A 26,335-nucleotide genomic window follows, 5' to 3' on the forward strand; every position below is an offset into this window, starting at 1 on the left:
CGGCCATGCGCGACGCGGGTGGCCGGCCCGCCCCAAGACACCTTGTGGCCGGGAGGCTCGACGGGTAGCCCTTCCAGCGTGTTTCCGCACGTGGGTGCCCGCGGTCGTCACTATACTGCGGGCAGTCACCCGGCCCCGGTCGCATGACGACCGGATGCCGTCGCTCTTTTCTGTGCGCGAAAGAGGGGGCAACTGATGGATCCCTCGGCTGGTGAACAGCGCGCACTATTCACGCCTCCGGCGGTCACGTTACCCACGGGTGGCGGCGCCGTCCGGGGCATCGGGGAGAAATTCAGCGCCAATGCCGCCACCGGAACAGGCTCGTTCAGTGTGCCGCTGGCGTTGAGCCCCGGCCGATCCGCATTCCAGCCGGAGCTCTCGCTGAGCTACGACTCCGGCACGGGCAACGGGCCCTTCGGGCTGGGCTGGAGCCTCGACTGTCCGTCGATCAGCCGCAAGACCGACAAAGGCCTGCCGCGGTACGACGATGCGGGCGAGTCGGACGTCTTCCTCCTTTCCGGATCGGAAGATCTGGTGCCCGCCTACAAGCGCGACTCGGCAGGTGAATTGCTCCGTGACGATCAACGCCGTCCGGTCCTCGATGAGTCACCTCGGGACGGATATCTCGTCCGGCGCTACCGTCCCCGTACGGAAGGTCAGTTCGCCCGCGTCGAACGGTGGACGAAGCTCGATGATCACACGGAGGTCTTCTGGCGGACGATCACCGCCACCAATGTCACCACGATATTCGGCAAGGACGACAGCGCGCGCGTCGACAGTGGCCCGGCAGAGGGATCGCGCATCTTCACCTGGTTGATCAGTGAGAGCTATGACGATCTGGGAAACGCGGTCCAGTACGAGTACAAACAGGAGGATCTCCGCGTCGAAGCGCGGCGATCCGTCCCCTGCACGACGCAGCGGTACCTCAAATACGTCCGATACGGCAATCAGGTCTCACGGTTGGATCCCGCACGGCCGGACGACTGGCGTGAGCACTGGCTGTTCGAGGTGGTCTTCGACTACGGCGAGGGCCACTGGGTGGACGTGCCACCCGACGACGAGCTACCCGCGAACGAGCAGCACCACCTCGTGCGGGCGACGTCCCGGGCGGGAGGCGTCTGGGCGATGCGCCCGGATCCGCACTCCACGTTCCGGCCGGGTTTCGAGGTGCGTACCCACCGGCGCTGCCATCGGGTGCTCGTGTTCCATCGGCTGCCCGAGCTCGGCCCGGAGCCCTGTCTGGTACACGCCACCGAGTTCGACTACCGCGATCTGGCGCCGGAGGGCGTGACGGTCGAGCAGGAACTCCATCACGAAGGCAGTACCCGGTTCGCCTCGTTCCTCATGTCGGTGACCCAGCACGGACTCGAGCGGACCGGCGACGTGGTGACCGTGGAGGCGGGCGCCCGTTATCTGACCTACGTCGACGCCTACCGGCCCTCGCTGACCTTCCGCTACAGCAAGCCGACCATCGACCCGGCCATCCGTACGATCGCCGCCGACGACGCGCAGAACCTGCCGAGCGGAATCGGTGGGGGATACCGATGGACCGATCTGGACGGTGACGGAATCTCGGGCCTGCTCAGCGAGACGGGCGGCGCCTGGTGGTACAAGCGCAACGTCGGCGGGGGAGAGTTCGCCGCCCTCGAACTGGTCGGCCGGCGGCCCGCGGCGGCCCTCGCCGACGGTGCGAGACTGCTCGACCTCGCGGGCGACGGGCTGCTGGACCTGGTCGACCTGGCCGGTCCCGCGCCCGGCTTCTACGAGCGGACCGACGATGCGGGGTGGGCTCCCCACCGCCGCTTCCGCGAGCTGCCGAACGTGTCCTGGACCGACCGCAACCTCCACTTCACCGATGTCGACGGGGACGGTCGTGCCGACCTCCTCATCACCCGTCCGGACGCCTTCGTCTGGCACCCGTCCCTCGGGAAGGACGGCTTCGGCGCGGCGCGGCGGACCCTGCCTCCGCGCGACCTCGGCAGCCAGGAGCTGCCGCTGGTGGGCGACAACGCGGACCTCGTCACGCTCGCCGACATGTCCGGCGACGGGCAGGCCGACCTCGTCCAGATCGCCAACGGAGAGGTCTGCTACTGGCCTCATCTCGGGTACGGCCGATTCGGTGGCAAGGTGGTGATGGAGCATCCGCCGCTCTTCGACGTCGCCGGGCAGTTCGACTCCCAGCGTGTGCTCCTCGCCGACCTTGACGGCACCGGGTTGAGCGACATCATCTACCTCGCCGCCGATGGCGTTCGGGTCTATTTCAACCAGGCCGGCAACCGGTGGTCCGACCCGCTGCCGATCAGCCGGTTCCCGCTCACCGACAACCTGACCTTCGTGTCGGTCCTGGACCTTCTCGGCACGGGCACCGCCTGTCTGGTCTGGTCGTCCGGACTCCCGGGGGACGCCCGGGCTCCGCTGCGGTTCATCGACGTGATGAGCGGCGCCAAGCCTCATCTGCTGGTCGAGGTCCACAACAATCTCGGGGCCGAGACCAGGATCCGGTACGCGCCGTCGACTCGTTTCTTCCTCGCCGACCGCGCTCGGGGCGACCCGTGGGTGACCCGCCTCCCCTTCCCGGTGCATGTCGTGGAGCGCATCGAGACCGTCGACCGGATCAGTCGGAACCGCTTCGTGACCTCGTACAGCTACCACCACGGCTACTTCGACGGCGAGGAGCGGGAGTTCCGCGGGTTCGGACGGGTCGACCAGCGCGACACCGAGGAGTACGGGCTCGTCGGCGAGCCTTCGGCCACCAACCTGCACGAGGCGTCGTACGTGCCGCCGGTGCTGACGCGGACCTGGTTCCACACCGGTGCGTACCTCGGTCGCGAGAAGGTGTCGATGTACTTCGCCGGGCCGCCGGACGGGACGGCGCCGGGCGAGTACTACCGCGAACCCGGCTGGTCCCCGGCGGACGCGGCCGCTCACCTCCTCGACGACACCACGCTGCCCGGCGGACTCAGCCACGAGGAGGAGCGCGAGGCCTGCCGGGCACTGCGCGGGTCCATGCTGCGCCAGGAGATCTACGCGCTGGACGGCTCCGGGGACGACCGGTACCCCTACGGCCACCCATACCTGATCACTGAGCAGAACTTCACGGTCCGCGGGGAGCAGCCCCGGCAGACCAACCGGCACGGCGTCTTCCTCGCCCATCCGCGGGAGGCGATCACCTCTCACTACGAGCGCGACAGCGATGATCCGAGGATCGCGCACTCGCTGACCCTGGCCGTCAACGACCACGGACAGGTCACGCGCTCCGCGAGCATCGTGTACCCGCGACGGAAAGCGGACCCGGAGCTGTCCGACGAGCTTCGGGGAGAGCAGCGCACGCTCAGAATGACCTGCACCGAACACGAGGTCACCAACGCCATCGACGATCCGGTCAAGCATCTCGATGATCACCGGGCGCCGGCGCCGTTTCAGACCCGGACGTACGAGGTCACCGGGCTGACGGTCCCGGCCGGCCAGGTCCGCCTGACGATCGGCCAGGTGAGGCTGGCCACCGAGGCGGCGACGCTCGACTATCACGAGACGCCCACGGCGGGACTCGTCCAGAGACGGCTGCTCTCCCAGGAGCGGACCCTCTATCGCAAGAACGATCTGAGCGCCGCCTGCGGCCCGGGCGTGCAGGAGACCCAGGCGCTGCCGTTCGAGGGCTACCGGCGCGCTCTGACATCCGGACTGCTGGCCCGCGTCTTTCGGCGGCCGACCGCCACCGGCGTGCGGAGTCTGTTGCCGGATCCGGCATCGGTGCTGGCGGTGGGCGCGGCCTCGAGCAGCGCGAAAGACCTCGGCGGGTACGTCGATCTCGACGGCGACGGTGCCTGGTGGGTGCCGTCCGGCCGGCTGTCCTACGCCCCGGCCTCCGCCGCCACGCCGGCGCTCGAACGGAACTACGCCCGCCGGCACTTCTTCCTGCCACGCCGCTACCGGACGGCGTTCCACACAGCCGCGGCTCCGGTCGAGACACAGGTCGCCTACGACGAGCACGATCTTCGTCCGGTGGAGATGGTCGACGCCGCCGGCAACCGGGTGCGGGGCGACCTGGATTACCGCGTGTTGTCGCCGATGCGGCTCACGGATCCGAACGACAACGTGACGGCAGTCGCCTTCGACGCCCTCGGCCTCGTCGTCGCGACGGCGTTGATGGGGAAGCAGGACCCGCGTCACGTCGAAGGCGACAAGCTGAACGGCTTCTCCGCCACTCTGACGAGCAGCCAGATCCGGGACCATTTCCACGATCCGCGCGCGACGCCGCGGGCGTTGATCGGACAGGCCACGACCAGACTGATCTACGACCTTTTCGCGTACGAGCGGACGAAGGGATCCGCCCAGCCCAGCCCGGCCGGCGTCTGCACCATCGCCCGGGAGACCCATCGGGCCGATCTGGCGGACGGGCAGGTCAGCAGGCTGCGACAGACGTTCACCTATTCGGACGGCTTCGGGCGCGTGATCCAGCGGAAGGTCGAGGCCGAGCCGGGCCGGCGGCCCCTGCGCGATGAGGCCGGTGTCCTCGTCGTCGAGGGTGGCCGCCCGAAGGTGACCCCCGACGTGGGTCCCCGGTGGGTCGGCAGCGGCTGGACCGAGTTCAACAACAAGGGCAGTGCGGTCAGACACTACGAGCCGTTCTTCTCCGACACCCACCGACCCGATTTCGATGCCCGGATCGGCGTCACGGATGTCGTCTTCTACGACCCGCTCCAGCGGGCGGTGGCGGTACTGCACCCCGATCACACCTACGAGAAGACGGTTCTCCACCCCTGGTGGCAGCGCGACTACGACGTCAATGACACGGTCGCCGCCCACGGCGACCAGACCGGTGACCCGAGGACGGACCCGCACATCGGACCGCTGGTCAAGGCGTACTTCGACGACCAGGGGCCGGGCTGGCTGCCGTGGCGGGAGCAGCGCCGGGGCGGTGCCCTGGGTGCCGACGAGGAGGCGGCCGCCGTGCGGGCGGCGGCGCACGCGGACACCCCGACCACCACGTACCTGGATGCGCTCGGCCGCGTGTTCCTGACGCGGGCGCACAACGGGTTCACCCCGGCGGAAGCGCCCGTCCACCTGGATACGCGAGCGCTGCACGACATCCAGGGCAACAAGGTGCGCGTGGTCGACGCGCTCGGACGGATCACGCGCACCGCCGAGTACGACATGCTCGGCAACCCGATCCAGGTGACGAGCATGGAGGCCGGCCGGCGCTGGATCCTGAACGACTGCGCCGGCAACGTCCTGCGCTCGTGGGACAGCCGCGGGCACGACTTCGGTACCGAGTTCGACGCCCTGCGACGTCCGGAGAGATTCTTCGTGCGCGGCACCGATCCCGCCGCGTCCGACCCGGACACTCTGGCCGGCCCGGTGCTCTACCAGAGGCTGGAGTACGGAGAACACGAGCCGAACGCCGCCGCCGGCAACCTCCGGGGACGGCTGGTGCGGCAGTTCGACGGGTCCGGCTGGGTCGCGAGCGGCTACGACTTCAAGGGCAACGTCACCCGGCAGACGCGCGAGGTCGCAGCCGGCTACCACAGCCTCGTCGACTGGCAGGAACCTCAACCCGCCGGCGAGCGCTTCCTCACCAGCACCACGTACGACGCGCTGAACCGCCCCTGTCAGCTGGTGGAGCCGCACGGGCCCGGGGAGGGGGCCGCGCGTACGGTCGTCCAGCCCGTCTACAGCGAAGCGGGGCTGCTCAAGCGGCTGGACGCATGGACCGGCCAGGTCGCCGACCCTCCCGGACCGCTGGACCCGGCCATCGTCCCGCCCTCGCCCGCCGGGGTCGTCGACATCTCCTACGACGCTCACGGCCGCAGGACGCGTATCGCCTACCGCAATGGTGCGGTCACCCGCTATCGCTACGATCCCGACACGTTCCGGCTGGTCGCGCTCTACACGACACGCGGTCCGGGCTTCACCGAGGACTGTGGAGGTGACCCTCCGCCGCCGCGCACGGCCGCACCTGAGGAGCCACCCGTCGGCCTCTCCTGCGGAGTGCAGAACCTGCACTACACATACGACCCGGCCGGCAACCTCACGCGCGTCCGGGACGCCGCGCAGCAGCGGACCTTCTTCCGCAATCAGCTCGTCGACGCGTCCTGCGACTACACCGTGGACCCGCTCTACCGTTTGATCCAGGCGACCGGCCGCGAGCATCTCGGGCAGGCCGGTCAGGCCATCCCGCACTCCCACGACGACGGGAGGCGTATCGGCCTCCCCCAGCCGGGTGAAGGTGACGCGGTCGGGCGCTACTGCGAAACGTACGCGTACGACCCCGCCGGCAATCTCGCGGCCATGACGCATCGGGCTACGTGTCCGGGAGCCGTCTCGTGGTCTCGCACGTTCGAGTATGCCGAGGCGAGCCAGATCGAGGACGGCGATGGCCACGCGGTGCGCCCGAGCAACCGGCTCACCAGCTCGGCTGTCGCGGGCGCGACCGAGGTCTTCAGCTCACAGGGCGACGGCTACGACGCACACGGCAACCCGAGGCGAATGCCTCAGCTTCAGGCGATGGCCTGGGACTTCCGCGATCGGCTGCGGACGACGCAGCGCCAGGCAGTCAACCCGGACGACGCCGAGGGCGTTGCCCGGCAGGGGGAGCGCACCTACTACGTGTACGACTCGGCGGGTGAACGGGTCCGGAAGGTGACGGAGACCGCCGCCGGCCGGCTCAAGGAGGAACGGATCTACCTCGGCGGGTTCGAGCTCTACCGTAAGCACTCCGGTCAGCACGCCGGACTCGAACGCGAGACCTTCCACCTCGTCACCGGCGCGGGGCGGGTCGCTCTGGTCGAGACCCGCAACGACGTCGACGACGGCACGCCGGTCAGCCTGGTCCGCTATCAGCTGGGGAACCACCTCGGCTCGTCCAGCCTGGAACTGGACGAGCAGGCGAAGATCATTTCGTACGAGGAGTACACGCCGTACGGGAGCACGTCCTACCAGGCGGTGCGGCGCGACGTGCAAGTCTCTCTCAAGCGGTACCGGCACACCGCGAAGGAACGCGACGAGGAGAGCGGTCTGTCATACCACGGCGCGCGCTACTACGCGCCCTGGCTGGCCCGGTGGGTGAACTGTGACCCGTCGGGACCGGCCGACGGTCCCAACCTCTACCTGTACGTCAGCGGGCGGCCACTGATGTTCCACGACCCGACCGGTCGGGAGGAGGAGCAGTTGTGGTTGATCGATCAGAAGCAGTTCACGATCGCGCCGGTGGCACGAGCCGGGAATCGGGGCATCACCCCGCTGCAGAACAAGGCGCTCAGAGGGCTGGACTACGCCTTCGGCCGCGGACAAGGGGGGCTCCACTGGTTGCACCCGGACGACATGCCCTTCGTCATCCAGCCGGCCGGAACCCGGGTCCGCCTCACTCCGGGACCCGGCAAACAGAACATGGACGAGTCGTTCAAGGCCGGCGAGGTCAGATCCGAGGCGGTGAAGCGGGGGGAGTTCGCGCGCGTCCGCATCGACGGGCAGTCGCGGGATCTCACCGTCGCGCCGGGTACATCGTTCAAAGCCCCGCCGCCGGAGGCGTTCGAGGCCGACATGGCCGCGTACGCGAAGCAGTTCGAGGCCCGCGCCGCGGGCCAGGCTGCACCGGCGGGTGAGCTGGAAGGGCCGCCGGCACCCGCGGCGGCGCCCTCCGGAGGGACCTCGGCCGAGCAGTTGAAACTGCCGTTCGACGAGCACCCCCCGGCGGCTGCCGCACCGAAACCGGCCCCGGCGCCCGCCAAGCCCGCCCCGGCTCCCGCCGCCGCACCCGCGGCGCCGGCCAAGCCGGCGGCCGGCATCGGCACCCAGGCCAAGAACGTCGCGCTCTCCGGAGCGGAGAAGGCGCTGTTCGTCGTGGCCGTCGGCAGCGAGGGCAAGGATCACGAATCGACGGCGACCGCGGTCCTGACGACGGTCATCGCGGGAAAGGTGATCCGGGCGCTCCCTCCCCAGGTCAAGGCCGCTGTGATCACCGTTGGAGTGGTGGCGGCCTACGGCATGGTCCGCCAGAAGATCATTACCGGGACCGACCGCGCGTTGAACGCCGGGGCTGCCGCCGCCGATCCCCAGCTGGACAGGACCGGGACCCCGTACACCCCACCCAGAGTGCGGACCCTCGGTCAGTTCCTGGGGTTCTAGAGGAGAACTGGGATCACTCATGAACCGAGTAAGCGCGCCCCTGCGGCCCGACGACACGGGCACGGCCGTCGCCGACCTGCAGCGTTGCCTGATCGTCCTGCTCGCGCACGGCGTCGTTCAGGTCGAGCGGGCCCGGCAGACTGAGCTCCTGGAGGGTCTCCGCGCAGAACTGCGGGAGCAGAGCTATCGCGGTGCCACCGCGGACACCATCAGGCTCTTCCAGGAACAACGGGGGGTGAACGCCGACGGCCTGGTCGATGACGTCACGGCGGCCCTGCTCAATGCCGCACTGGGGGAGATCGACCCGCCGGCCGACGACCTCGGCTCCCGCACACCGCAGACGGTGGTCGGTCAGGTGCTCGACCACGCGCAGACCCCGTTCGCCGCTCTGGTGGTCGTCTTCCAGGAGAGCGATGCGGGGAGCGTTCAGCTCGGCAAGGACGACACCGATCCCGAGGGCCGGTACGCCGTCCGCTACGTGACGCCCACCCCATCCGCGGGCCAGACGCTGCGCGTGACCGCGTTCGACGGCGAGGGCCAGCGGCGAGCGGAGTCGGCGCTCCAGGTCAGCAGGCCGGTGGAGGTCGTCAATCTCGTCGTGCAGCCGCATGGTTCCGCGTACGAGGTGTCGGGCACGGTCGGCAGCACGACCCGCGCGGGGGTGGGCGGGCTCCGCGTGGCCATCGTGGACAAGAACATCGGCGGTGACGTCCCGCTCGCCGAGACGTCGACCGATCCCAACGGCGCGTACCGGATCCGCTTTTCCTACCAGGGCGAGAAGCCGAGGCCGGATCTCCAGGCCCGGGTCTACAGCAATGCCAGCGTGCTCGGCTCCTCCGCCGTGCGATACCGGGCGGCGAACCCGGTGGTGCTGGACCTGCTGCTGCCGGCCACCGCGACGACGGCACTGGCCAGCGAGTACGAGACGTTGACCCGGCATCTCGCGCCGCACTACGGCGGCAGCCTGGCCGACCTCGACGAGAACGACGAGCGCAGCGACATCACGTACCTGGCCAACCGGAGCGGCTGGGACGCGCGGGCGGTGGCGCTGGCGGTGATGGCCGATCGGCTCAGCGGGCAGACGGTCGAGGCGGAGGGCGAGCCGGCCATCGATCCCGCCCTGTTCTACGCGCTTCTCCGCGCGGGGGCACCCGCCGGCGACCAGCTGTTCCGCGCCGAACCCGACCGGGTCGCGAGGCTGTGGACCAGAGCGATCGCGCAGGGCCTCGTGCCGGCCGACCTCGAAGCCGGTCTCCCCGGGGCGATCGCGGCGTTTCGCAGGCTGCAGGCCAGGTACGCGCTCGACACTCCCACGACCGCGGGCCGCTCGACCCTGGGTGAGCTGCTGGCGGTCTCCCTCCCCGACGCGGATGCCACCCAGCGGGAGCTGTTCGCCGGGCTCAAGACCGAACACGGCGCCGATCTCGAAGGTTTCTGGACGGCCGTCGAGCGGGCGTTCGGCGACCAGCCCGCCGAACGGCTGCGCGCCGATGGGCGGTTGGCCTACCTGACCTTGAACAACGCCGGGCTGATCCGCAGGCTCCACGCCGCCGAGGACGGGCCACCCGATGCCGAGCAGTTGGTCTCCCGCGGCTTCTATCGGGCTGCCGCGTGGCAGGACGTGCTTGACGACGAACTGGTGCCGCCCGATGTGCCCGGCGGCGGCATCGACGCCCGGCGGGTCACCTATGCCGAGATGCTGGCGGGCCAGCTGCGCCTGAGCTATCCGACCGCCACCCTGGCGATGATGGTGAAGGCCGGCGAGACGCCGACGGTGCACGCCGAGGCGGAGAAGGTGCACGACTTCCTGTTCGCGCACCGTGCGGACTTCCAGATCGGCGCTTCGACCATCGAGCAGTTCGTCACCCGCGGTCAGGTGCCGATCGAGCCCGAGGTGCAGCGCGACATCACCCGCATTCAGCGGGTCCGCCAGATCACCCCCTCCGACGCGGCGATGAACGCCTTGCTCAACAAGGGCGTCGACTCCGCATACGCCGTCGTGCGGTATGACCGCGACGAGTTCGTCGCGGCGTTCGCGGCCGACGTGGGGGGCACGGCGTCCGCCGCGCTGATCCACGCCAGAGCCCAACAGGTGCACAACGCCGTGCTGAACATCGCGATGTCCTACCTCCTGGCGAGCAACAGCCCGGGAATCGGTGTGCACAGCCCGGCCCAGATCGTCGATCCCGCGCCGGCTCCGCCGGACAACGTCGGCGATGTCATCGCGTACGCCTCGCTGGAGAAGCTGCTCGGCGAGATGGACTACTGCGAATGCGACCACTGCCGCTCGATTCTGAGCCCGGCCGCCTACCTGGTCGACCTTCTGATGTTCCTCGACCGCGACGAGGTCCGCTGGGAGCAGTTCCGTGTCCGATGGAAGGTGGACCACGCGTCGGTGCCGTACCCGTTCGGGTACGCGACGATGCAGGACTACATCGATGCGGGCAGCCCCGCCGAGGTGGTCGAGACGCCTCTCGAGGTCCTGCTCTCCCGCCGGCCCGATCTCGCCCACCTGCCGTTGACCTGCGAGAACACCAACACGCCTCTGCCATACATCGACGTGGTCAACGAGACGCTCGAATATTTCGTGGCCAACAAGCTGCGACTCACGGGCTACGCGGGCCACAGTACGGAGGAGCAGGCGGACCCGGCGGAGCTCCTCGCCGATCCGCAGTTCGTGCAGGATGCCGCCTACGACATTCTGGCGGACACCACCGTTCCGGGGCCGCCCGCACCGCCACTGCCGTTCCATCAACCGCTGGAGCGCCTGCGCCGCGTGTGCGGCGGCTTCAGTGCCGACCGATCTTCGTTGCCCCTCGTGATGGAGGCGCTGCGCAAGGACGAGTCGCTGGAACGCGCCAGTGACGCCGACTACGGCTGGCGCGACATCTGGATGGAGGAACTGCGCATCTCGCGCCCCGAACACGGTTTGCTGGTGGACGGCACACGTACCCTCCAGAGCCTCTACGGATTCGCGTCGGCGACCCCGGACGCGGAGGTGCTGGACCGGTTGTCGAACGCCCGGGACTACACCCGCCGTGTCGAGATCGGCTACGACGACCTGGTCGAGATCCTGCGCACGCGCTTCGTCAACCCTCATGGCGGACTCATTCCGAAGCTGGAGCGCCTGGGCATCCCGCTGCGGACGATCAAGGACCTCAAGGACGGCCTGCTCACCGACGCGCAGTTCGCCGAGCTCCTCGCGCCGCACCTCGACCCCGCCGCGTACGGAGGGGATATCAAGGCCTGGCTGACGAACCAGGGAAACTACGACAAGGTGATGAGCCTGCTGGTGCTGGCCGATCCGAGCGGTGCGAACGACGTGGGCAGCTTCGCCCGCCTGGAGTTCCGCTACGCCGACCCGGCCAGGGCGGCCGAACACGTCCGGCCCTTCGAGTTCGTCCGCCTCCTGCGGTTCATCCGGCTGTGGAAGAAGCTGGGATGGAGCATCGCCGAGACCGACAAGGCCATCGGCGCGCTGTATCCCGTCGACCAGGCACCGCTCGACGGCGACGACGCGGTCGACCTCCCACGGCTCGACGCGGGCTTCCGCGTGCTTCTGCCCCGCCTCGGCGTGCTGCGACGGGTCATCACCCGCCTGAACCTCACGGTCATCGACGATCTCCTGCCGCTGCTCGCCTGTTTCGCACCCATGGACACCTACGGCGCGACGTCGCTCTACCGGCGGATGTTCCTGAACCCCTCGCTCCTCAAGCAGGACGCGACCTTCGCCGACGACGGGTACGGCAACCTGCTGAGCGACAACAGCCCGGTCTCGGCCCACGAGCCGGCGCTCCGGGCCGCCTTCGCCCTCACCGGTGCGGAGTTCAGGCTCATTTACGACGCTGTGGGCTTCCAGGCCGACACCGCTCTCACGGTGGAGTCCGCGAGCGAGATGTTCCGCCACGGATGGCTGGCGCGCACGCTCAAGCTCGGCGTCGCCGAGCTGCTGGCGCTGGTGCGGTGCGGTCAGATCGATCCGTTCGCCGCCATCGACCCCGTCGCACCCTCGATGCCGGCGTTCCTCGACCTGCTGGACGCGCTGCGCGCCGCCCAGGTCAAGCCCTCCCAGGCGCTGTATCTGATCTGGAACAGCGACATCTCCGGCACGCTCGCGTCGTCCGCGGCCCAGGTCGACGAGTTCGCGCGTGGTCTGCGCACCGGATTCCTGGCGGTCGACGGCGAGTTCTCGATCGTGGACGACCCGGAGGGACAGATCGCGCGTGCCCGGATGGGCCTCGTATACGACGGCGCGGCGACCGACCTCTTCTTCGGCATGCTGAACGACTCCCTCGTCAGCGACGTCTCCTACAGCCATCCGGTGCCCGAACTGGAGAACGCGATCGTCGGCGTCGCGGCGGGAAAGCTGAGCTACGACGCGTTCCGCAAGCGGCTCGCCTACGCCGGCGTGCTGACCCCCACGGCCCGCGACGCGCTCAAGTCCGTACCGGCCGCCCCGGCGCCGTTCCAGGACGCGATCGATCGGCTCTACCGGGTGAACCAGCAGGCCGTCCAGCCGTTCTTCCAGCGTTACCCCGAACTGAGCCCGCTGTACGACGCTTACGTCGCGTCGCCGGAACCGGTGGGGGAGCGGCGGTCCGCCCTGCTCGAGAACTTCCTGCCCACGCTCGTACGGCGGCGCAAGCGCCAGCTGGCGGTGCAGGCGATCGCCGCGGCCGCCGAAGCCGACGCGGCGTTCGTGGAACCGGTCCTCGGCGACGCCTCCGTCCTGCACGGTGCCGTCGACCACACCCGGGCAGCGCTGGAGGACCTCACCGCGCTCGACCGCGCCGGCTTGTCGGTGCGGTTCTTCTTCCGTGAGTGGGCGACCGGCCCGGTGGATCTGGCGCAGGACGCGGGCATGGCGCTCGACTACGGCGAGCGGCGCGCTCAGCAGCTGCCGGCCCACGCCGATCGTCAGCTGTCCGGCGTCTGGGACGGCTACCTGGAAGCGCCCACCAGCGGTCTCTACCATCTCCGGGTCGAAGCCGAGCCCGGTGCGGTGGTGACCCTCGCCCTGGCGGGCGTGGCCGTCACGCTGGTCGACACCGGCGGCTGGTGGAGCACCGACCTTCCCGTCGACCTGCGAGCCGGGGCGTTGTACGCCGTGACTTTGACCGCCGAGAAGCTACGGACCACCCTGAGCCTGAGCTGGCAGACCATCGGCCGCGGATGGGACGTCGTCCCGCAGCGATATCTCTACTCGGCGACGGTCCGCGACCGGATGTCGGTGACGTATGCCCGGTTCCTGAAAGTCGCCTCCCTCTCGCAGTCGCTGCACCTGAGCGCCGGCGAAGTGGCCGAGCTGTGCTCACGTCCGGAACACTTCATCGATGGTGACGGCTGGCTCAACCGGCTACCCGTGACCCACGAACCGGACGCGCCGACCGCGAAGTCGTTGCGGATCGCCTTCGGCGCGCTGCTGGCGTACGCCCGCGTCAAGGCGGAATTCACCCCGGGTGACGAGCGGCTGCTGGTATGCCTGAAGGATCCGCACGCCGCGACCCGCGAACCGGGCGGCCTGCTCTACGCCATCACCCGGTGGAGCCCGGCCTCGCTCAAGGAGCTGCTGACGCGGTTCGCGCTGGAGGTCGGCGACCTCCGACGGGTGGGGCCGCTCACCCGGATCTTCACCGCCTTCAGCCACCTCACCACCTTGCAGATCACCGCCGAGGCCTTGAGCGCCGCGGCAACGAACGAGCCGGCCGCCTCCGCCGTCCGTGATCTGCAGGCCGCACTCCGCGCCCGCTACACCGACAGTGACTGGCTCGCCGTCCTCAAGCCGATCAACGATGAGCTCCGCGCCCTGCAGCGGAACGCGCTGGTGGCCTACATCCTGCACCAGATGCGAGCGAACCCCGCCTCGGCCCATATCGACACGGCCGACAAGCTGTTCGAGTACTTCCTGATGGACGTCTCCATGGAGCCGTGCATGCAGACTTCCCGCATCAGACACGCGCTCTCCTCGGTGCAGCTGTTCACCGAGCGCTGCCTGATGAACCTCGAACCTCGAGTGGCATCGGCGGCGATCAACGCCAAGCAGTGGGAATGGATGAGGCTCTACCGGGTCTGGGAGGCGAACCGGAAGATCTTCCTCTGGCCGGAGAACTGGCTGGAGCCCGAACTGCGCGACGATCGGTCGCCCTTCTTCGACGACCTGATGAGTGAGCTGCTGCAGGGTGACATCACCGAGGACCGCGCCGCGACCGCTCTGGGCAACTACCTGTCCCGGCTCGCCGTCGTGGCCAAGCTGGAGCCGGCCGCGATGTACCAGGTCGAGGGCGATCCCGCCCACTCCCGCGACGACGTCGTCCACGTCGTCGCCCGTACGCCCGGAGCCGACCGGAAGTACTACCACCGAGCCCGCGAGGGGGGCTCCTGGACGCCGTGGCGGAAGATCCCGCTCGACATCGAGGACAACCCGGTCGGTCCGGTGGTGTGGCGGGGACGGCTGTTCCTGTTCTGGCTCCGGCTGCTGACGAAGCCGGCCACGGGTAACGCGGAACCGTTCACGCCAGGACAGGATCGCAACCTCGCGGAGATGAAGAGCGCGGACATCAAGAAGAGCGCACCCGTGATGACCGTCCAGGCACTGCTGTGCTGGAGCGAGCAGATCAACAACGAGTGGCAGCCCACCCGGACCTCCGACGTCGCCCGGCCCACGATGCTGAGAGAGTCGAACCCTCTCGGACCGTTGGGACTGGACCGGTCGGCGCTGTCGCTCTCCTTCGCCGACGAGGGCGCCGGACTGCGTATCAAGATCGGCGGCGCGACCGGTTCCTACCTTCTCTTCCACCCGCACAGTCAGGCGGTGCGGCAGGAAGAGGCGGCCGTGCGGGCGCCGGTCGACGCGCCCGACCGCTTTGTGGTGCCGTCCTGGGGTCCCCTCGATTTCGCGCCGGGGACGCTGTCGCTCGACTACGATCCCGGCACCGGTAACGGCGACAACAATCTCAACCGGGATGTCCTCGAGTATCCGTACGGTGGACGGACGGTGCGCCCGCTGCACCCGTTGCGGCATCCGTGGGACGCACCCTTCCTGTTCGAGGACCACCCGCACGTGTTCTACGTGACCACGGAGCAGTCCACGGTGATGACGTCCGAATGGACGGCCTACGACGATTCCTACCTCACCCCGAAACTCAAGGTTCCGCCGATCCTGTGGGAGAAGCCGAAGCTGCGTCCGGACCTTGCGGCCCAGGTCCTGAAGGATCGACAGCCGGGGATCGACGACCTGCGTCCGATGGAGCTCTTCCTCACCGAGGACGCCTATATCCACCGTGCCATCGGCGAAACGTCGGCGCTGCGGTTCGGCGACGTCCGCATCGGGCCGGCCGGCAAACTGGCGTCGGGAGATCAGTGATGGGCATGCACGGCAACCTCGAGTTTCACGCGCGAAAGGACAGGGCGCTCGTCGAGTACGGCTATTGGACGAAGAAGCCGGCAGCGCACTTCACGTACACGTTCGAGAACTTCTTCCACCCGTTCGTCAGCGAACTGATCGAGCAGCTCAACCGCACGTCACTGCCCGGATTGTTCGACCCTGTCTTCCAGGAGAGCCTGGCCATCAAGTTCTTCGACAAGTTCTATGCCGGCCGCGCCGGAGAATTCGTCACCGTCAAGTCCTTCCCCAAGGAGCTCGACCTGCAGGCCGGTGGCCCGTACGCGAACTACAACTGGGAGCTGTTGTTCCACGTGCCGCTGACGATCGCCGTTCACCTCAGCAAGAACCAGCGGTTCGCCGAGGCCCGGCACTGGTTCCACTACATCTTCGACCCGACGTCGAACGACGCCGCCACCCCTGTTCCGCAACGGTTCTGGAAGTTTCTCGCCTTCCGGCGCCCCGGCAGGCCTCAGCAGATCGACGAGCAGCTGGCGAATCTGAGCACCCCCGCACCGGAGACCGTGAAGCTCCTGGAGGGGCTGGAGGCGATCCGCAACGATCCCTTCCAGCCGCACAAGGTCGCGCGTACGCGCCAGCTCGCGTACCAGTACTACGTCGTCATGAAGTATCTCGACAACCTGATCGCATGGGGCGATCACTGTTTCCAGCAGGACACGGTCGAGAGCATCACGGAAGCCACCCAGCTCTATGTCCTGGCCGCCAACCTGCTCGGTCACCGGCCCCAGCGCATCCCGCGGTTCGGCGCGGTGCGACCGAAGACGTTCGCCGAGTTGAAGAAGCGGGGTCTCGATCCGCTCGGCAACGCCCTCGTCGAGCTCGAGGGAAAGTTCCCGCTGAACCTGGGAACCCCGCGCGTCGAACAGGGTGACCCCGAGGCCTCCGGGCCGCTCTTCGGCATCGGGCGGACGCTCTACTTCTGCATTCCCCGCAACGAGAAGATGCTGTCCTACTGGGACACGGTCGGCGATCGGCTGTTCAAGATCCGCCACTGCATGAACCTCGAAGGTGTCGTCCGTCAGCTCGCGCTGTACGACCCACCGATCGACCCCGGGATGCTGGTCAAGGCGGCCGCCGCCGGGATCGACGTCAGTGCGGTGGTGAGCGGTCTGCACCAGCCGCTCAGCCCTGTTCGCCCCCTGATGCTCATCCAGCAGGCGCTCGAACTCTGCACGGAACTGCGCGGCCTCGGTGCGGCCCTGCTGTCGACGATCGAGAAGGGCGACACCGAGCAATTGGCGGCGTTGCGGCAGGGTCACGAGATCCGCATCCAGCAGCGGCAGCAGGACGTACGCTTCCTGCAATGGGCGTCCGCACAGGAGGCGACGAAGTCGTTGCTCGTCAGCCGGGGCGCGGCACTCGAGCGGCTGAATTACTACCAGCGTCTGCTCGATCTTCCTCCCGATCCGGGCGCCCCGGAGACGCTGCCGGTCAGCTTCGACGGACTGAAGCTCGACGAGTCGAACTTCGCGGCCGCCTACAACGCCCTGGTCGGCCAGTACGACAAGCAGGTCGCGCGGCAAGGCTTCCCGGCGCTCCACCGGGCGACCGGCGGACGCGCCCGGTTGTTGCTCAACAACAACGAGGACGAGGAGTTCGAGCATCTGAAACGGGCTCGGGACACCGGCCTGCTGAGCTCGGCGGCGCACGCGCTGGCCGCCAGCTTCGTCACGATTCCGGACGCCAAGGCGAACCTGCACTTCTGGGGACTGGGCGGCACCATGGACGTCAAAGTCGGCACCGCCCTCTCCTCGGTCGCAAGATTCGCCGGAAACGTCCTGGGAATCATTTCGTCCTGGGAACGGGACCAGGCCGGGATGACCTCCCGGACCGCCGGTTACGAGCGGCGGGCGGACGAATGGGTCTACCAGCACAACCTGGCGGCGCACGAGCTGATGCAGATCGGCCGCCAGATCCTCACGTCGCTGATCGCGGAACAGATCGCCTTCCACGAGTACACCACCCTCAAGAGCACCATCGAGAACGCGCAGGAGGTCGACCGCTTCCTGCGTTCGAAGTTCTCCAATCAGGAGCTGTACGGCTGGCTGCAGGGTGAGCTCTCGCGGATCTACTACGAGTACTACCGCTTTGCCAGCGACACGGCCCGCAAGGCCGAACGTGCGATGAAGCAGGAACTCCTGCGACCCGAGGTCGACGACGTCGAATACGTCAAGTTCAATTATTGGGACGCCGGTCGCAAGGGGCTGCTGTCCGCGGAGACGCTCTATCTCGATCTCAAGCGCATGGAACTCGCGTATCACGAGAACAACAAGCGCGAGTACGAGCTCACCAGGCACGTGTCACTGCGCCAGCTCGACCCGGCCGCACTGCTGACCCTGCGGGCGAGTGGCAGGTGCGAACTGAACATCCCGGAGTGGCTCTTCGACCTCGACACGCCGGGCCACTACATGCGTCGGATCAGGTCCGTCGCGGTGACGATTCCCTGTGTGGTCGGGCCGTACGCGAGCGTCGGCTGCACCCTGACATCGACCAAGAGTTCGCTGCGTACCTCACCGCTGATCTCCGACGGCTATGCCCGCACGGGTTCCGAGGACGGCCGCTTCCGCGACTACTTCAGTGCCAACCAGTCCATCGTGACCAGCAGCGGCCAGAACGACAGCGGCTTGTTCGAGCCCAGCGTGCGTGACGAGCGCCTGCTGCCGTTCGAGGGCGCCGGAGCGGTCAGCAGCTGGAAGCTCGAGCTACCGGCGACGTTCCGTCAGTTCGACTATCGTTCGATCAGCGACGTCGTGCTCCACGTTCGCTACACCGCCCGGGAAGGCGGACGGGCGTTGCGGGACGCCGCGCTGGCCGCGGTCGAGGACATCCTCGCCCTGCCCGACGGCAGCGGCCTGGGGGTCCTCCTCAGCCTCAGGCACGACTTCCCCAACGAGTGGTCCGCGTTCCTCCACGGTGCCGCCGACTTCTCGGCCGTCGTACGCCGGATGCACTTTCCCTATCTCGCCCAGGGCCGGAAGATCACGATCCACGGCCTGGAGTTGTTCGGCCAGACCGGCACCGATCGGCTCCAACATCACTCGACCGGCGGCCCGGAGGTTCTCCAGGCGGCTACCACAGCCCTCGACGAGGACGGCGAGTTCGTCTTCACCGCTGCCGCCGACGCTGCCGGCCCGACCCAGGCACTGACCCGTTCTCCCGCGGCGGACGTCTGGCTGATAGTCCAGTACACCCTGGCGCCTTGACCGACCGGTCATCGCGGTGTTCGATCCGGCCGCGAGTCAGAAAGGCCGAATCGTCGATGGGCCGAACCGCGCTCAGATGACCACCTTCCCGCCCTCGAGGACGAGTCCCCGTACGGCGAACTCCTCGATGGCTTGCCGCGGAGGGGGACCGGGCTGCCCGGCGGACATGTCCGCCACGGTGGGTAGTACAACCTCGTCGTTGTAGCGCTCGAAGTGAGCCCGTGACTGCCATACCTCGAGGACCTGGAACCCTGTGGCGGTCTGGCGGCCGACGTGGACGAGTAGCCCGTCCACGGTTCCGCCGCTGCGGCGGACGATCTCCGCGTGCAGCGCGTCGTACATGTCAATCGGCACGGGGACGTCGACGACGTGGGCGTATGTCACGGTGACCTCCGGCATCTGGATTGGTACGATATTCTGACTATCTCATCAGGCCGTCGTGGAAGGGTCAAGGCTGGCGTGGTCGTACGCACGAAAGTGTCCTCGTCGGGCGCGGAGTCCGAGCTGAACCTCGGGTTGCTGATGTTCATCCCGTACCGGGCCATGGAGAAGGAGGTGCTGGATGCGCTCGCCGCGGCCGGGTTCGATGACGTCACGCTGGCCCAGGCGCGGGTGTTCCAGCGCATCAACGCGAACGGGTCGCGGCTGACCGAGCTGGCCGAGGCGGCGCAGTTGACCAAGCAAACCGTGGGTTTTCTGGTCGACCAGCTGGAGCGGGCAGGCTACGTCGAGCGGACACCGGACCCGCGCGACCGGCGTGCGCGGCTGGTGCGCGTCGCAGATCGCGGCGCCGCGGCGGTTCGGGCGAGCGCGGGTGTCGTCGCCGAGATCGAGGCTCGGTGGGCGGAGCATCTCGGTCCCGCCCGGACCGCCCAGCTGCGGGAAGCGCTCACCGCGCTCCGCGAGATCACCGATCCGTACGCCTGAGCGAGCATGGACTAAGTCAGATTATCTGACTAGTATAGTACGAGTATCGAACCACTTTCCGGAGGTCGGCGAGGGAAGGCAGGCGGCGATGGACGCCGAACAGAGGTGGCACGTTATCCACCAGCAGCGCCTGGCGATCGGCGACCTGCTCGACGGGCTGACCCCGGCACAGTGGGAATCACCATCCCTGTGCGACGCATGGCGGATCCGCGATGTAGCGGCGCACCTGACGACCGTGTCGATCCCACCGTCACCCGGCTCTCTGTTCGTGGACCTGATCCGTGCACGCGGCAGCTTCCACCAGTTGAACACCCTGGCCACCGGGCGCCGCGCCGCGCGGCCGACCGCGCAGATCGTCGCCGACCTGCGCGCACACGCCGCATCCCGCAAGGTGCCCGTGGTCTCCAACGACCGTAACGTTCTGTTCGACCTGCTGGTCCACGGGCAGGACATCGCCATCCCGCTCGGGATTCAGCTGCCGATGCCGCTCGAAGCCGCGGCCGACGGGGCCAGCCGGATCTGGTCCATGGGCTGGCCGTTCTGGGCAAAACGCCACCTGCGCGGCACGCGACTGACGGCCACCGACACGGAGTGGTCCGTCGGGTCCGGAGCGGACATCAGGGGCCCCATCCGCGCCCTGCTCCTGTTGCTAACCGGTCGCACCTCCGCCGCGGCGCCACTGTTATCCGGCGAGGGAGTCAGGCGCGCCACTGGCCACAGCACAACCTGATCGGCCTGGCGGTGCGGCTGCTCACCGCCCCGTTCGCCCGCCGCTCCACCGGCGCCGGACCGATGCTCGCGCGGGCGGAGATCCTCAACGCGCCCCGGCGCGCCGCGTCCACCGCCGCACCGATCATCGCCGCCGTCGGGTTCGCGGTACTGATCAGCGGCATGGTCGAAACGATGCGCACCGCCTACCCCGCGGGCGAGACCAAGAGCGGCCGACGACATCGAGGTGGCCGACCAGGCGCACGACGGTGCTGCGGCGGTCGAGGCGGTGGCGCGCAGCCGACCCGACCTGGTGCTGATGGACCTGCGGATGCCGGGCGTGGACGAGTTGAGCGCCATCGAGCGGATCAACGCCAGCCCCGCCGATCGTCGTGCTGACCACCTTCGACGCCGACCAGTACGTGCTGCGGGCCCTGCGTCTGGGCGCGGCCGGGTTCCTGGTCAAGTCGACCCCGCCGGAGAGCCTGATCGGGCTGGTGCGGGTAGCCGCCGAGGGGCACACCGTGCTGTCGCCGGCTGCCGCCCGCCGCCTGGTCACCGCGTCCACCGACAGCCGGTCCGCGCGGGAACGGGCCCGCCAGCAGCTGGGCGCGCTGACCGAGCGGGAGATCGAGGTGCTGAGCGGCGTCGGTGAGGGCCTGTCCAACGCGCAGATCGCCGCCCGGCTCCACCTGTCCGAGGCGACGATCACCCGGCGGATGCTGACCTCATGCCGCCAGTTGGCGCCGCTGGGCGGCCTCGGCCTGGTCTGTCCTGGAATGTGACGCCCTTCAATGCGGATGGCGGTCGGCAATCCCGCGACGAACGGACTTGTGTCACTCCGGCACCATGCGGCAGACTCCCCGGGCCGCTGCTCGGCACGACTCTGGGGGGAGAGTGAGCAGGTCAATGCTTGTGTCGGTACGCGCCGCCACGGCGGTCGCGCTGCTCGCCGGCTTCTACCTCCTTGCCCTCGTCCTGCTGACCGGCCTGGTCGCCATCGAGGTGCTGGCCTTCCGCCACTCCATGTTCACCGCCGCGAAACTGGCGATCCTTGTCGTTCCGGCCCTGTACGCCCTCGGCAAGGCACTGCTCACCATCGAGCGGCACCAGGCCATCGAGGAGACCGTGGGTGTCCGGGTCACGCCGCAGGACCAGCCCGAGCTGTGGCGGCTCGTCCGGGAGCTCGCCCGGCGTGCCGGCACGCCGGCCCCCGACGAGATCACCGTCGTCGCGGAGGTCAACGCTGTGGTGAGCGAGCAGACCCGGTTCCTCGGCCTCAGGGTGGTCACCCGGAAGATGTTCGTCGGCGCGCCGCTGCTCGCCTGCCTGACCGAGGCTCAACTGGCCGCCGTACTAGCCCACGAGCTGGGTCACTACGGCCACCGGGACATCCGGTTGTCCGGCCTGGTGCTGGCGGGCCGGAACGCCGTGCGGCGTGTCGTGTCCGGCCTCAGCGACGACAACTGGTTCCAGCGTCTGCTCGCCCGGCTGTTCGTCCAGTACGCGAAGGTGTACTTCCGGGTGTCCGCCGCCATCTGCCGTCGTCAGGAGTTCGCGGCGGACGGTACGGCGGCCGACGTCGCCGGGTCGGCGGCGGCTGCCGGCGTGCTCCGGGAACTCCCGGCCATCGATGCCGCGTGGACGCTCTTTCTCGACCAGCACCTCGCTGCGGCGTGGACGGCCGGGTATCTGCCGGACACGTTCTTCGACAGGTTCGCGCAGCTGAACGACGAGCCGGAGCTGCAGGTACTCCTGGACGAGATCCGGGCGAGTCCACCCGACGGGGACCACCAACCGTACGATTCGCATCCGCCGACCCCGGACCGCATCGCGGCGATCGAACGGCTCGCCCGGCCCGGTCCGTCCGGTGGTGACCGGCCGGCCACCGACCTGCTGCGCGGCGACCTGCTGAACCAGTGCCTGCGGCGGACACTGGCTGACGAGGCGGACACGAAGACCTCCGCCGGCTGGGTCATCATCAACCACGTCGGCGCCCGCCGCGCGGTCGCCTTGAGCACCCGGTCGTTGCTGCACAAGGCCGGTGGCACCCTGGGCGGCGTCCTAGACGCGCTCGACGCGGGCCGGGTCGTCGAGCTCGGCCCCGACGGCACCGGCCCGGGCGACGAGGCGGCCGGACCTCGCGCACGCCGCGAGTTCGCCACGCCGTACGTCCGGCACGACCTGGCCGCGCTGTTGGCGCTGGCGTTGGCCGACTCGGGCCGCGGCAGTTGGACCCTGTCCTGGGCGGGCGACGCCGAACTGCTCACGGCGCTCCCCCTCGACGACGAGGTCATCCACGCCGCAGTCGCGGGTGACACCACAGGCCTTCGCACCACGCTCGCCGCCGCCGGCGTCGGGCTCGACTACCACCCCGTTTAGGACCGATCTTGTCGCTGTTCAACAAGCCCAGGGAATACCTCAATATCCTCAAGCTGATGCGCGAGGCGAGCCGCCGCGGCATCGAGATCGACGACATGCCGATCGAGGTGGTGGCGGCGGCGCTGCGGCCCAAGAAGGCCGACCCCGCGCGGCACGGGCTCGCGCCGGACGACGAGTTGACCACGGAAGCCACCACCCGGGGCACCCCGGACAACGACCTGGAACGGGCCACGGCCGCGGCGAGCACCGGCCAGTGGGAGCCCGCAGCCCTACTGATCGCCTCGACCTGGCTGGATTGGGAGCGCCGTACCAGCGTCGTCGGCCACTTCGCGGAGCTTGCCGCCGACGATGACGCCTGGCTCGCGGCGTGGCGCAAGGCCCGCCCCCACGACGGTGACCTCGCCGTCGTGCACGCCGAGTCGCTGCTGCTGCTCGCTTGGCAGATCCGCGGCTCCGCGTACGCCACCAGCACGAGCCAGGACCAGTTCGAGGGCTTCCACCGCGTGCTCACCGAGGCCGAGCAGGCCGCCTGGCAGGCGACCCGGGTGCTGCCGGACGATCCGACCCCGTGGAACACCCTGATGATGGTGGCGTGCGGAATGTCGTACGACCACGACGCCTTCGGACGGTTGTGGACCGAGCTGGTCCGGCGGGCACCCCACCACCTCGGCGCCCACGCCCGGGCGCTGCAGTACTGGTGCCAAAAGTGGCACGGCTCGCACGAGCTGATGATTGACTTCGCCACCCGGGCGGCGGCGTCCTCACCGGACCTGATCCACCTGCCGCTGCACGCGGCGATGGAGCTGGAAAACGCCGACGCCCCCGACTGGTCCTCGCCGATGGTGCAACGCTCGATCGACGCCCTGTTGCCCAGGCCGGACCTCAAGCACCGCGACCGCAGCTGGCTGGCGTACGCCCTCACCAAGAGCAAGCGCTACGACGAGGCCGTCGAGCAGTTCCGCCACCTCGGCACCGATGCCAGTGGCAGCCCGTGGGACAGCTGGGGCGACACCGCCAAAATGATCTTCGCCGAGATCCGCGCCGAAGCCTGCCTGCACGCCCGCCCCCGCCGCTGAGCCGACGGCCCCGCCAAGGACGCTGGCACAAAACTCTATGCAGGCTGCCCGTCGAGGTCGGCGAGCCGTCCGGTCGCCAGCTGACTGAGGTCGCCGTCGTTATCCAGGGCGGTGGTCAGCAGCACCGCCAACGAGGTGCCGAGGAGCGCCAGCTCGGCAGCACGGTCCTCGTCGATGAACAGGTCGCGGGGACCGGCGAGCCAGCGCGCCACCATTAGCTGCTGACGGTGCACAACCGGTGACGATCGTCGCCAACCTCAAGATTGATGCGCCGTTATCCACCCGAAGCTGACATAGCGGACCAAATCTGCTTCACGGAAGTAGCGGTGGACCGCGTTGCTGATTATCGTGCGGCGGTCAATGCCACCCGACACGGGGGACACATGAATTCTCGCTTCAACCTCTTGGTTCGCGCCGCGGCTGCGTCGACGCTGGCCGCCGGTGTGTTCGCCGCGTTCGGCGCCCCGGCCCGTGCGGCTGACAACGTCGCGGATCTGCAGCTGACGATCACCGGCACGAAGGTCGCTGCAACGAGTTCGGGCAAGGTCGTCAAGGCGACCATCAAGAACCACGGGCCGGGCACCGCTGTCGGTACGGTCATCTACTTCGCCAACGACGACCTGGACGGCAGAAAAGTCCAGCTCGAGGTGCCGGACGCAGAGTCCTGCGAGAACGAGGGCAAGAGCTTCGTGTGCATCATCGGCGACATCGCCTCCGGCGAGTCGCTCGATCTGCCGATCAAGCTGACCCGCAAGGGCGGCACCGGCGCAGCCGGCAAGCTGTTCGCCGCGGTGGCGCACGAGGGCATTGACAACAAGGAAGGCAACAACGTCACCGCTCGTGGCGTCGATGTCGAGGTCGGTGTCAGTGGGCCGGACCTGTACGCCGTCGCCGCGGACGTGGCATCGGACAACAACGGCGCCAAGAAGCTGGTGGCGCCCGGTAGCGTCGCCGAACTGACGTTCGAGGTCGGCAATCAGGGCGACGTGGCCGTCGAGGGTTTCCACTTCGACATCCAGCTGCCGGAGCACGTCAGCTTCGCCGACGAACTCGACGGCTGCACCTACGACGCTGCGAAGACCGTGGCCACGTGCAGGTATGACGAGCTTCCGCTGGTGCCGGTAGACCAGGACAAGGCCGACGACGACAAGATCTTCTCGGCCATCGCCGGCGCAACCGAGATCAAGGTCGCCGCTGACGCGCCATCGCCGAAGGACCTCACCGGCACGGTGACGGTGAAGGCGATCATCGGTGACGCCGGCGCCGCGGACGGACCCGTCGCACCCCAGGCCGTGACGCAGCTGCCCGAGGGCATCGTCGGCGAGAAGGCCGAAGAGGCTCCGATCGAGCAGGCTCGCACCGTCAAGGCCGGCAACGCGCTGCCAGAGGTCGACAAGAGCGACAACAGTGACCAGTTCGTGGTCTTCGTCGGTAAGACCAGCGGGGGCGGCGGCAGCAGTGACAACGCCGGGGGCAGCAATGCCGGCGCCAAGGACACCGACGCCAGCGGCACCGGCGGGCTCCCCGTTACCGGCACGCAGACCGCTCTTCTGGGCGGCGCGGGCGTCGCCGTGGTCGCCGTGGGTGGGCTCTTGCTACTCAGCGCACGCCGTCGCCGGTTCGTCCTGGTGACACCTGGAGACGAGACGTCGGTTCGCTGACGACCACCGTCGAGTGAACACAACGCCGTGGGCGGGTGCCCACGGCGTTGTCGCGTGCCCAGTACGCGCCTCGAACCCGTCGGTGTCCTAGTCCACACCAGCGGCCGTGCCATCGTCCCAGCGGCCCTGCGCTCTGGCCACACTGCTCACCAACGCCGTCTTCCCGCAATAGTCCGACCAGCGGCCGGGCCGTTAGCGCGACTCCGAGCGGCCCGACACAGGTGCCGAGCCGCAGCGGCGGTCCTCACCGGACAGAGACCGCGCCCTCGATGCTGCGCAGGATCAGGCGCAGGGCCTCGTGGCGGGAGACGCCTTGCTCGCCGATGTAGCTCCAGCCGGCGTAAAGCTGGCTCCAGATCAGGCTCTGGATCCACGAGGCCGGCAGCTCCGGGTCGACGGTGCCGTCATGGTGACCGCGCTCGACCATCTCGACGAATTCGGCGTCGCATCCAGCGGTCTGCTGCCAATCGGCGTCAGTGAGCAGGAGCTGTTCGTTGAAGATCAGCGACAGCACGTCACCGAGGTCGAAGTACTCCTGGCAGAGTCGGCGGATCGCGGCGGCTCCGGTGCCGTCCGCGACGCAGGCCCGTTCGGTGGCCTGACGCAGACGGTCGACCGCTTCCGCGCGCAAGGCGGCGCTCAGGTCGGCACGCTCGGCGAAATACCGGTGCAGCGTCGTCCGGCCGACGTTCGCCGCGGCGGCCACGTCGCCGAGTGGAGCCGCGGGGTTGCGGGCGAGGACCTCGATAGCGGCATCCACGATCGCCTGCCGGGTGCGCGTGCGGCTGCCCGACTCCTGGATGTCCGTCACATGGGCAGAATATCAGTTGCCTTTTTCGGAACATCAGTGTT

12 protein-coding genes and 1 pseudogene are annotated in these 26,335 nt (G+C 68.8%); 10 read left to right on the top strand and 3 right to left on the bottom strand.

What is annotated here, in order from left to right:
* The first annotated feature begins 195 nt into the window (after positions 1–195).
* From AB0M36_RS07440 to AB0M36_RS07450, 3 genes are read left to right on the top strand one after another with little or no spacing between them, the layout of a single operon-like run.
* Positions 196–8,124 carry a SpvB/TcaC N-terminal domain-containing protein gene (locus tag AB0M36_RS07440; RefSeq protein ID WP_364153822.1) on the top strand — a complete coding sequence of 2,643 codons (7,929 nt, stop codon included), beginning with the start codon at positions 196–198 and terminating at the stop codon, positions 8,122–8,124.
* Between the two features lie 19 nt (positions 8,125–8,143).
* Positions 8,144–15,487: a neuraminidase-like domain-containing protein gene (locus AB0M36_RS07445; RefSeq protein WP_364153825.1), complete on the top strand. Its 7,344-nt coding sequence runs from the start codon at positions 8,144–8,146 to the stop codon at positions 15,485–15,487.
* Positions 15,487–18,729, top strand: coding sequence for a hypothetical protein (locus AB0M36_RS07450; protein ID WP_364153827.1), 3,243 nt, complete (start codon positions 15,487–15,489; stop codon positions 18,727–18,729). Before AB0M36_RS07445 ends, AB0M36_RS07450 begins: the two co-directional genes overlap by 1 nt.
* Positions 18,730–18,801: 72 nt before the next feature.
* On the opposite strand, the gene AB0M36_RS07455 is transcribed toward AB0M36_RS07450, so the two are convergent.
* On the bottom strand, positions 18,802–19,128 hold the full coding sequence (locus tag AB0M36_RS07455; protein WP_364153830.1) for a hypothetical protein: 327 nt from the start codon (positions 19,126–19,128) through the stop codon (positions 18,802–18,804).
* Between the two features lie 60 nt (positions 19,129–19,188).
* On the opposite strand from AB0M36_RS07455, the gene AB0M36_RS07460 reads away from it, so the two are divergent.
* From AB0M36_RS07460 to AB0M36_RS07485, 6 genes and pseudogenes are all read left to right on the top strand, one after another.
* Complete coding sequence (locus AB0M36_RS07460; protein WP_364153832.1) at positions 19,189–19,656, top strand: MarR family transcriptional regulator; 468 nt, start codon at positions 19,189–19,191, stop codon at positions 19,654–19,656.
* Positions 19,657–19,744: 88 nt separating this feature from the next.
* A complete protein-coding gene (locus AB0M36_RS07465; protein ID WP_364153835.1) occupies positions 19,745–20,386 on the top strand; it encodes a maleylpyruvate isomerase family mycothiol-dependent enzyme in 642 nt (213 codons plus the stop codon).
* Positions 20,383–20,592 (top strand): annotated as a pseudogene (locus AB0M36_RS07470) (hypothetical protein); the annotation flags it as partial. The gene AB0M36_RS07465 and the pseudogene AB0M36_RS07470, both read left to right, overlap by 4 nt.
* 164 nt (positions 20,593–20,756) lie before the next feature.
* Positions 20,757–21,149, top strand: a complete 393-nt coding sequence (locus tag AB0M36_RS07475; RefSeq protein WP_364153838.1) for a response regulator transcription factor — start codon at positions 20,757–20,759, stop codon at positions 21,147–21,149.
* A 124-nt stretch (positions 21,150–21,273) separates the two neighbouring features.
* Positions 21,274–22,746, top strand: coding sequence for a M48 family metalloprotease (locus tag AB0M36_RS07480; protein WP_364153841.1), 1,473 nt, complete (start codon positions 21,274–21,276; stop codon positions 22,744–22,746).
* 8 nt (positions 22,747–22,754) lie between these two features.
* Positions 22,755–23,822, top strand: a complete 1,068-nt coding sequence (locus AB0M36_RS07485; RefSeq protein WP_364153843.1) for a hypothetical protein — start codon at positions 22,755–22,757, stop codon at positions 23,820–23,822.
* Positions 23,823–23,857: 35 nt separating this feature from the next.
* Here AB0M36_RS07485 and AB0M36_RS07490 read toward each other — a convergent pair whose 3' ends face one another.
* Positions 23,858–24,055, bottom strand: a complete 198-nt coding sequence (locus AB0M36_RS07490; protein ID WP_364153846.1) for a hypothetical protein — start codon at positions 24,053–24,055, stop codon at positions 23,858–23,860.
* Positions 24,056–24,205: 150 nt separating this feature from the next.
* On the opposite strand from AB0M36_RS07490, the gene AB0M36_RS07495 reads away from it, so the two are divergent.
* A complete protein-coding gene (locus AB0M36_RS07495; RefSeq protein WP_364153848.1) occupies positions 24,206–25,483 on the top strand; it encodes a hypothetical protein in 1,278 nt (425 codons plus the stop codon).
* 244 nt (positions 25,484–25,727) lie between these two features.
* On the opposite strand, the gene AB0M36_RS07500 is transcribed toward AB0M36_RS07495, so the two are convergent.
* Complete coding sequence (locus tag AB0M36_RS07500) at positions 25,728–26,294, bottom strand: TetR/AcrR family transcriptional regulator (protein WP_364153850.1); 567 nt, start codon at positions 26,292–26,294, stop codon at positions 25,728–25,730.
* Between the last annotated feature and the right edge of the window lie 41 nt (positions 26,295–26,335).

Origin of the sequence: Actinoplanes sp. NPDC051346 (assembly GCF_040682215.1) — a bacterium.
Lineage (GTDB): Bacteria > Actinomycetota > Actinomycetes > Mycobacteriales > Micromonosporaceae > Actinoplanes.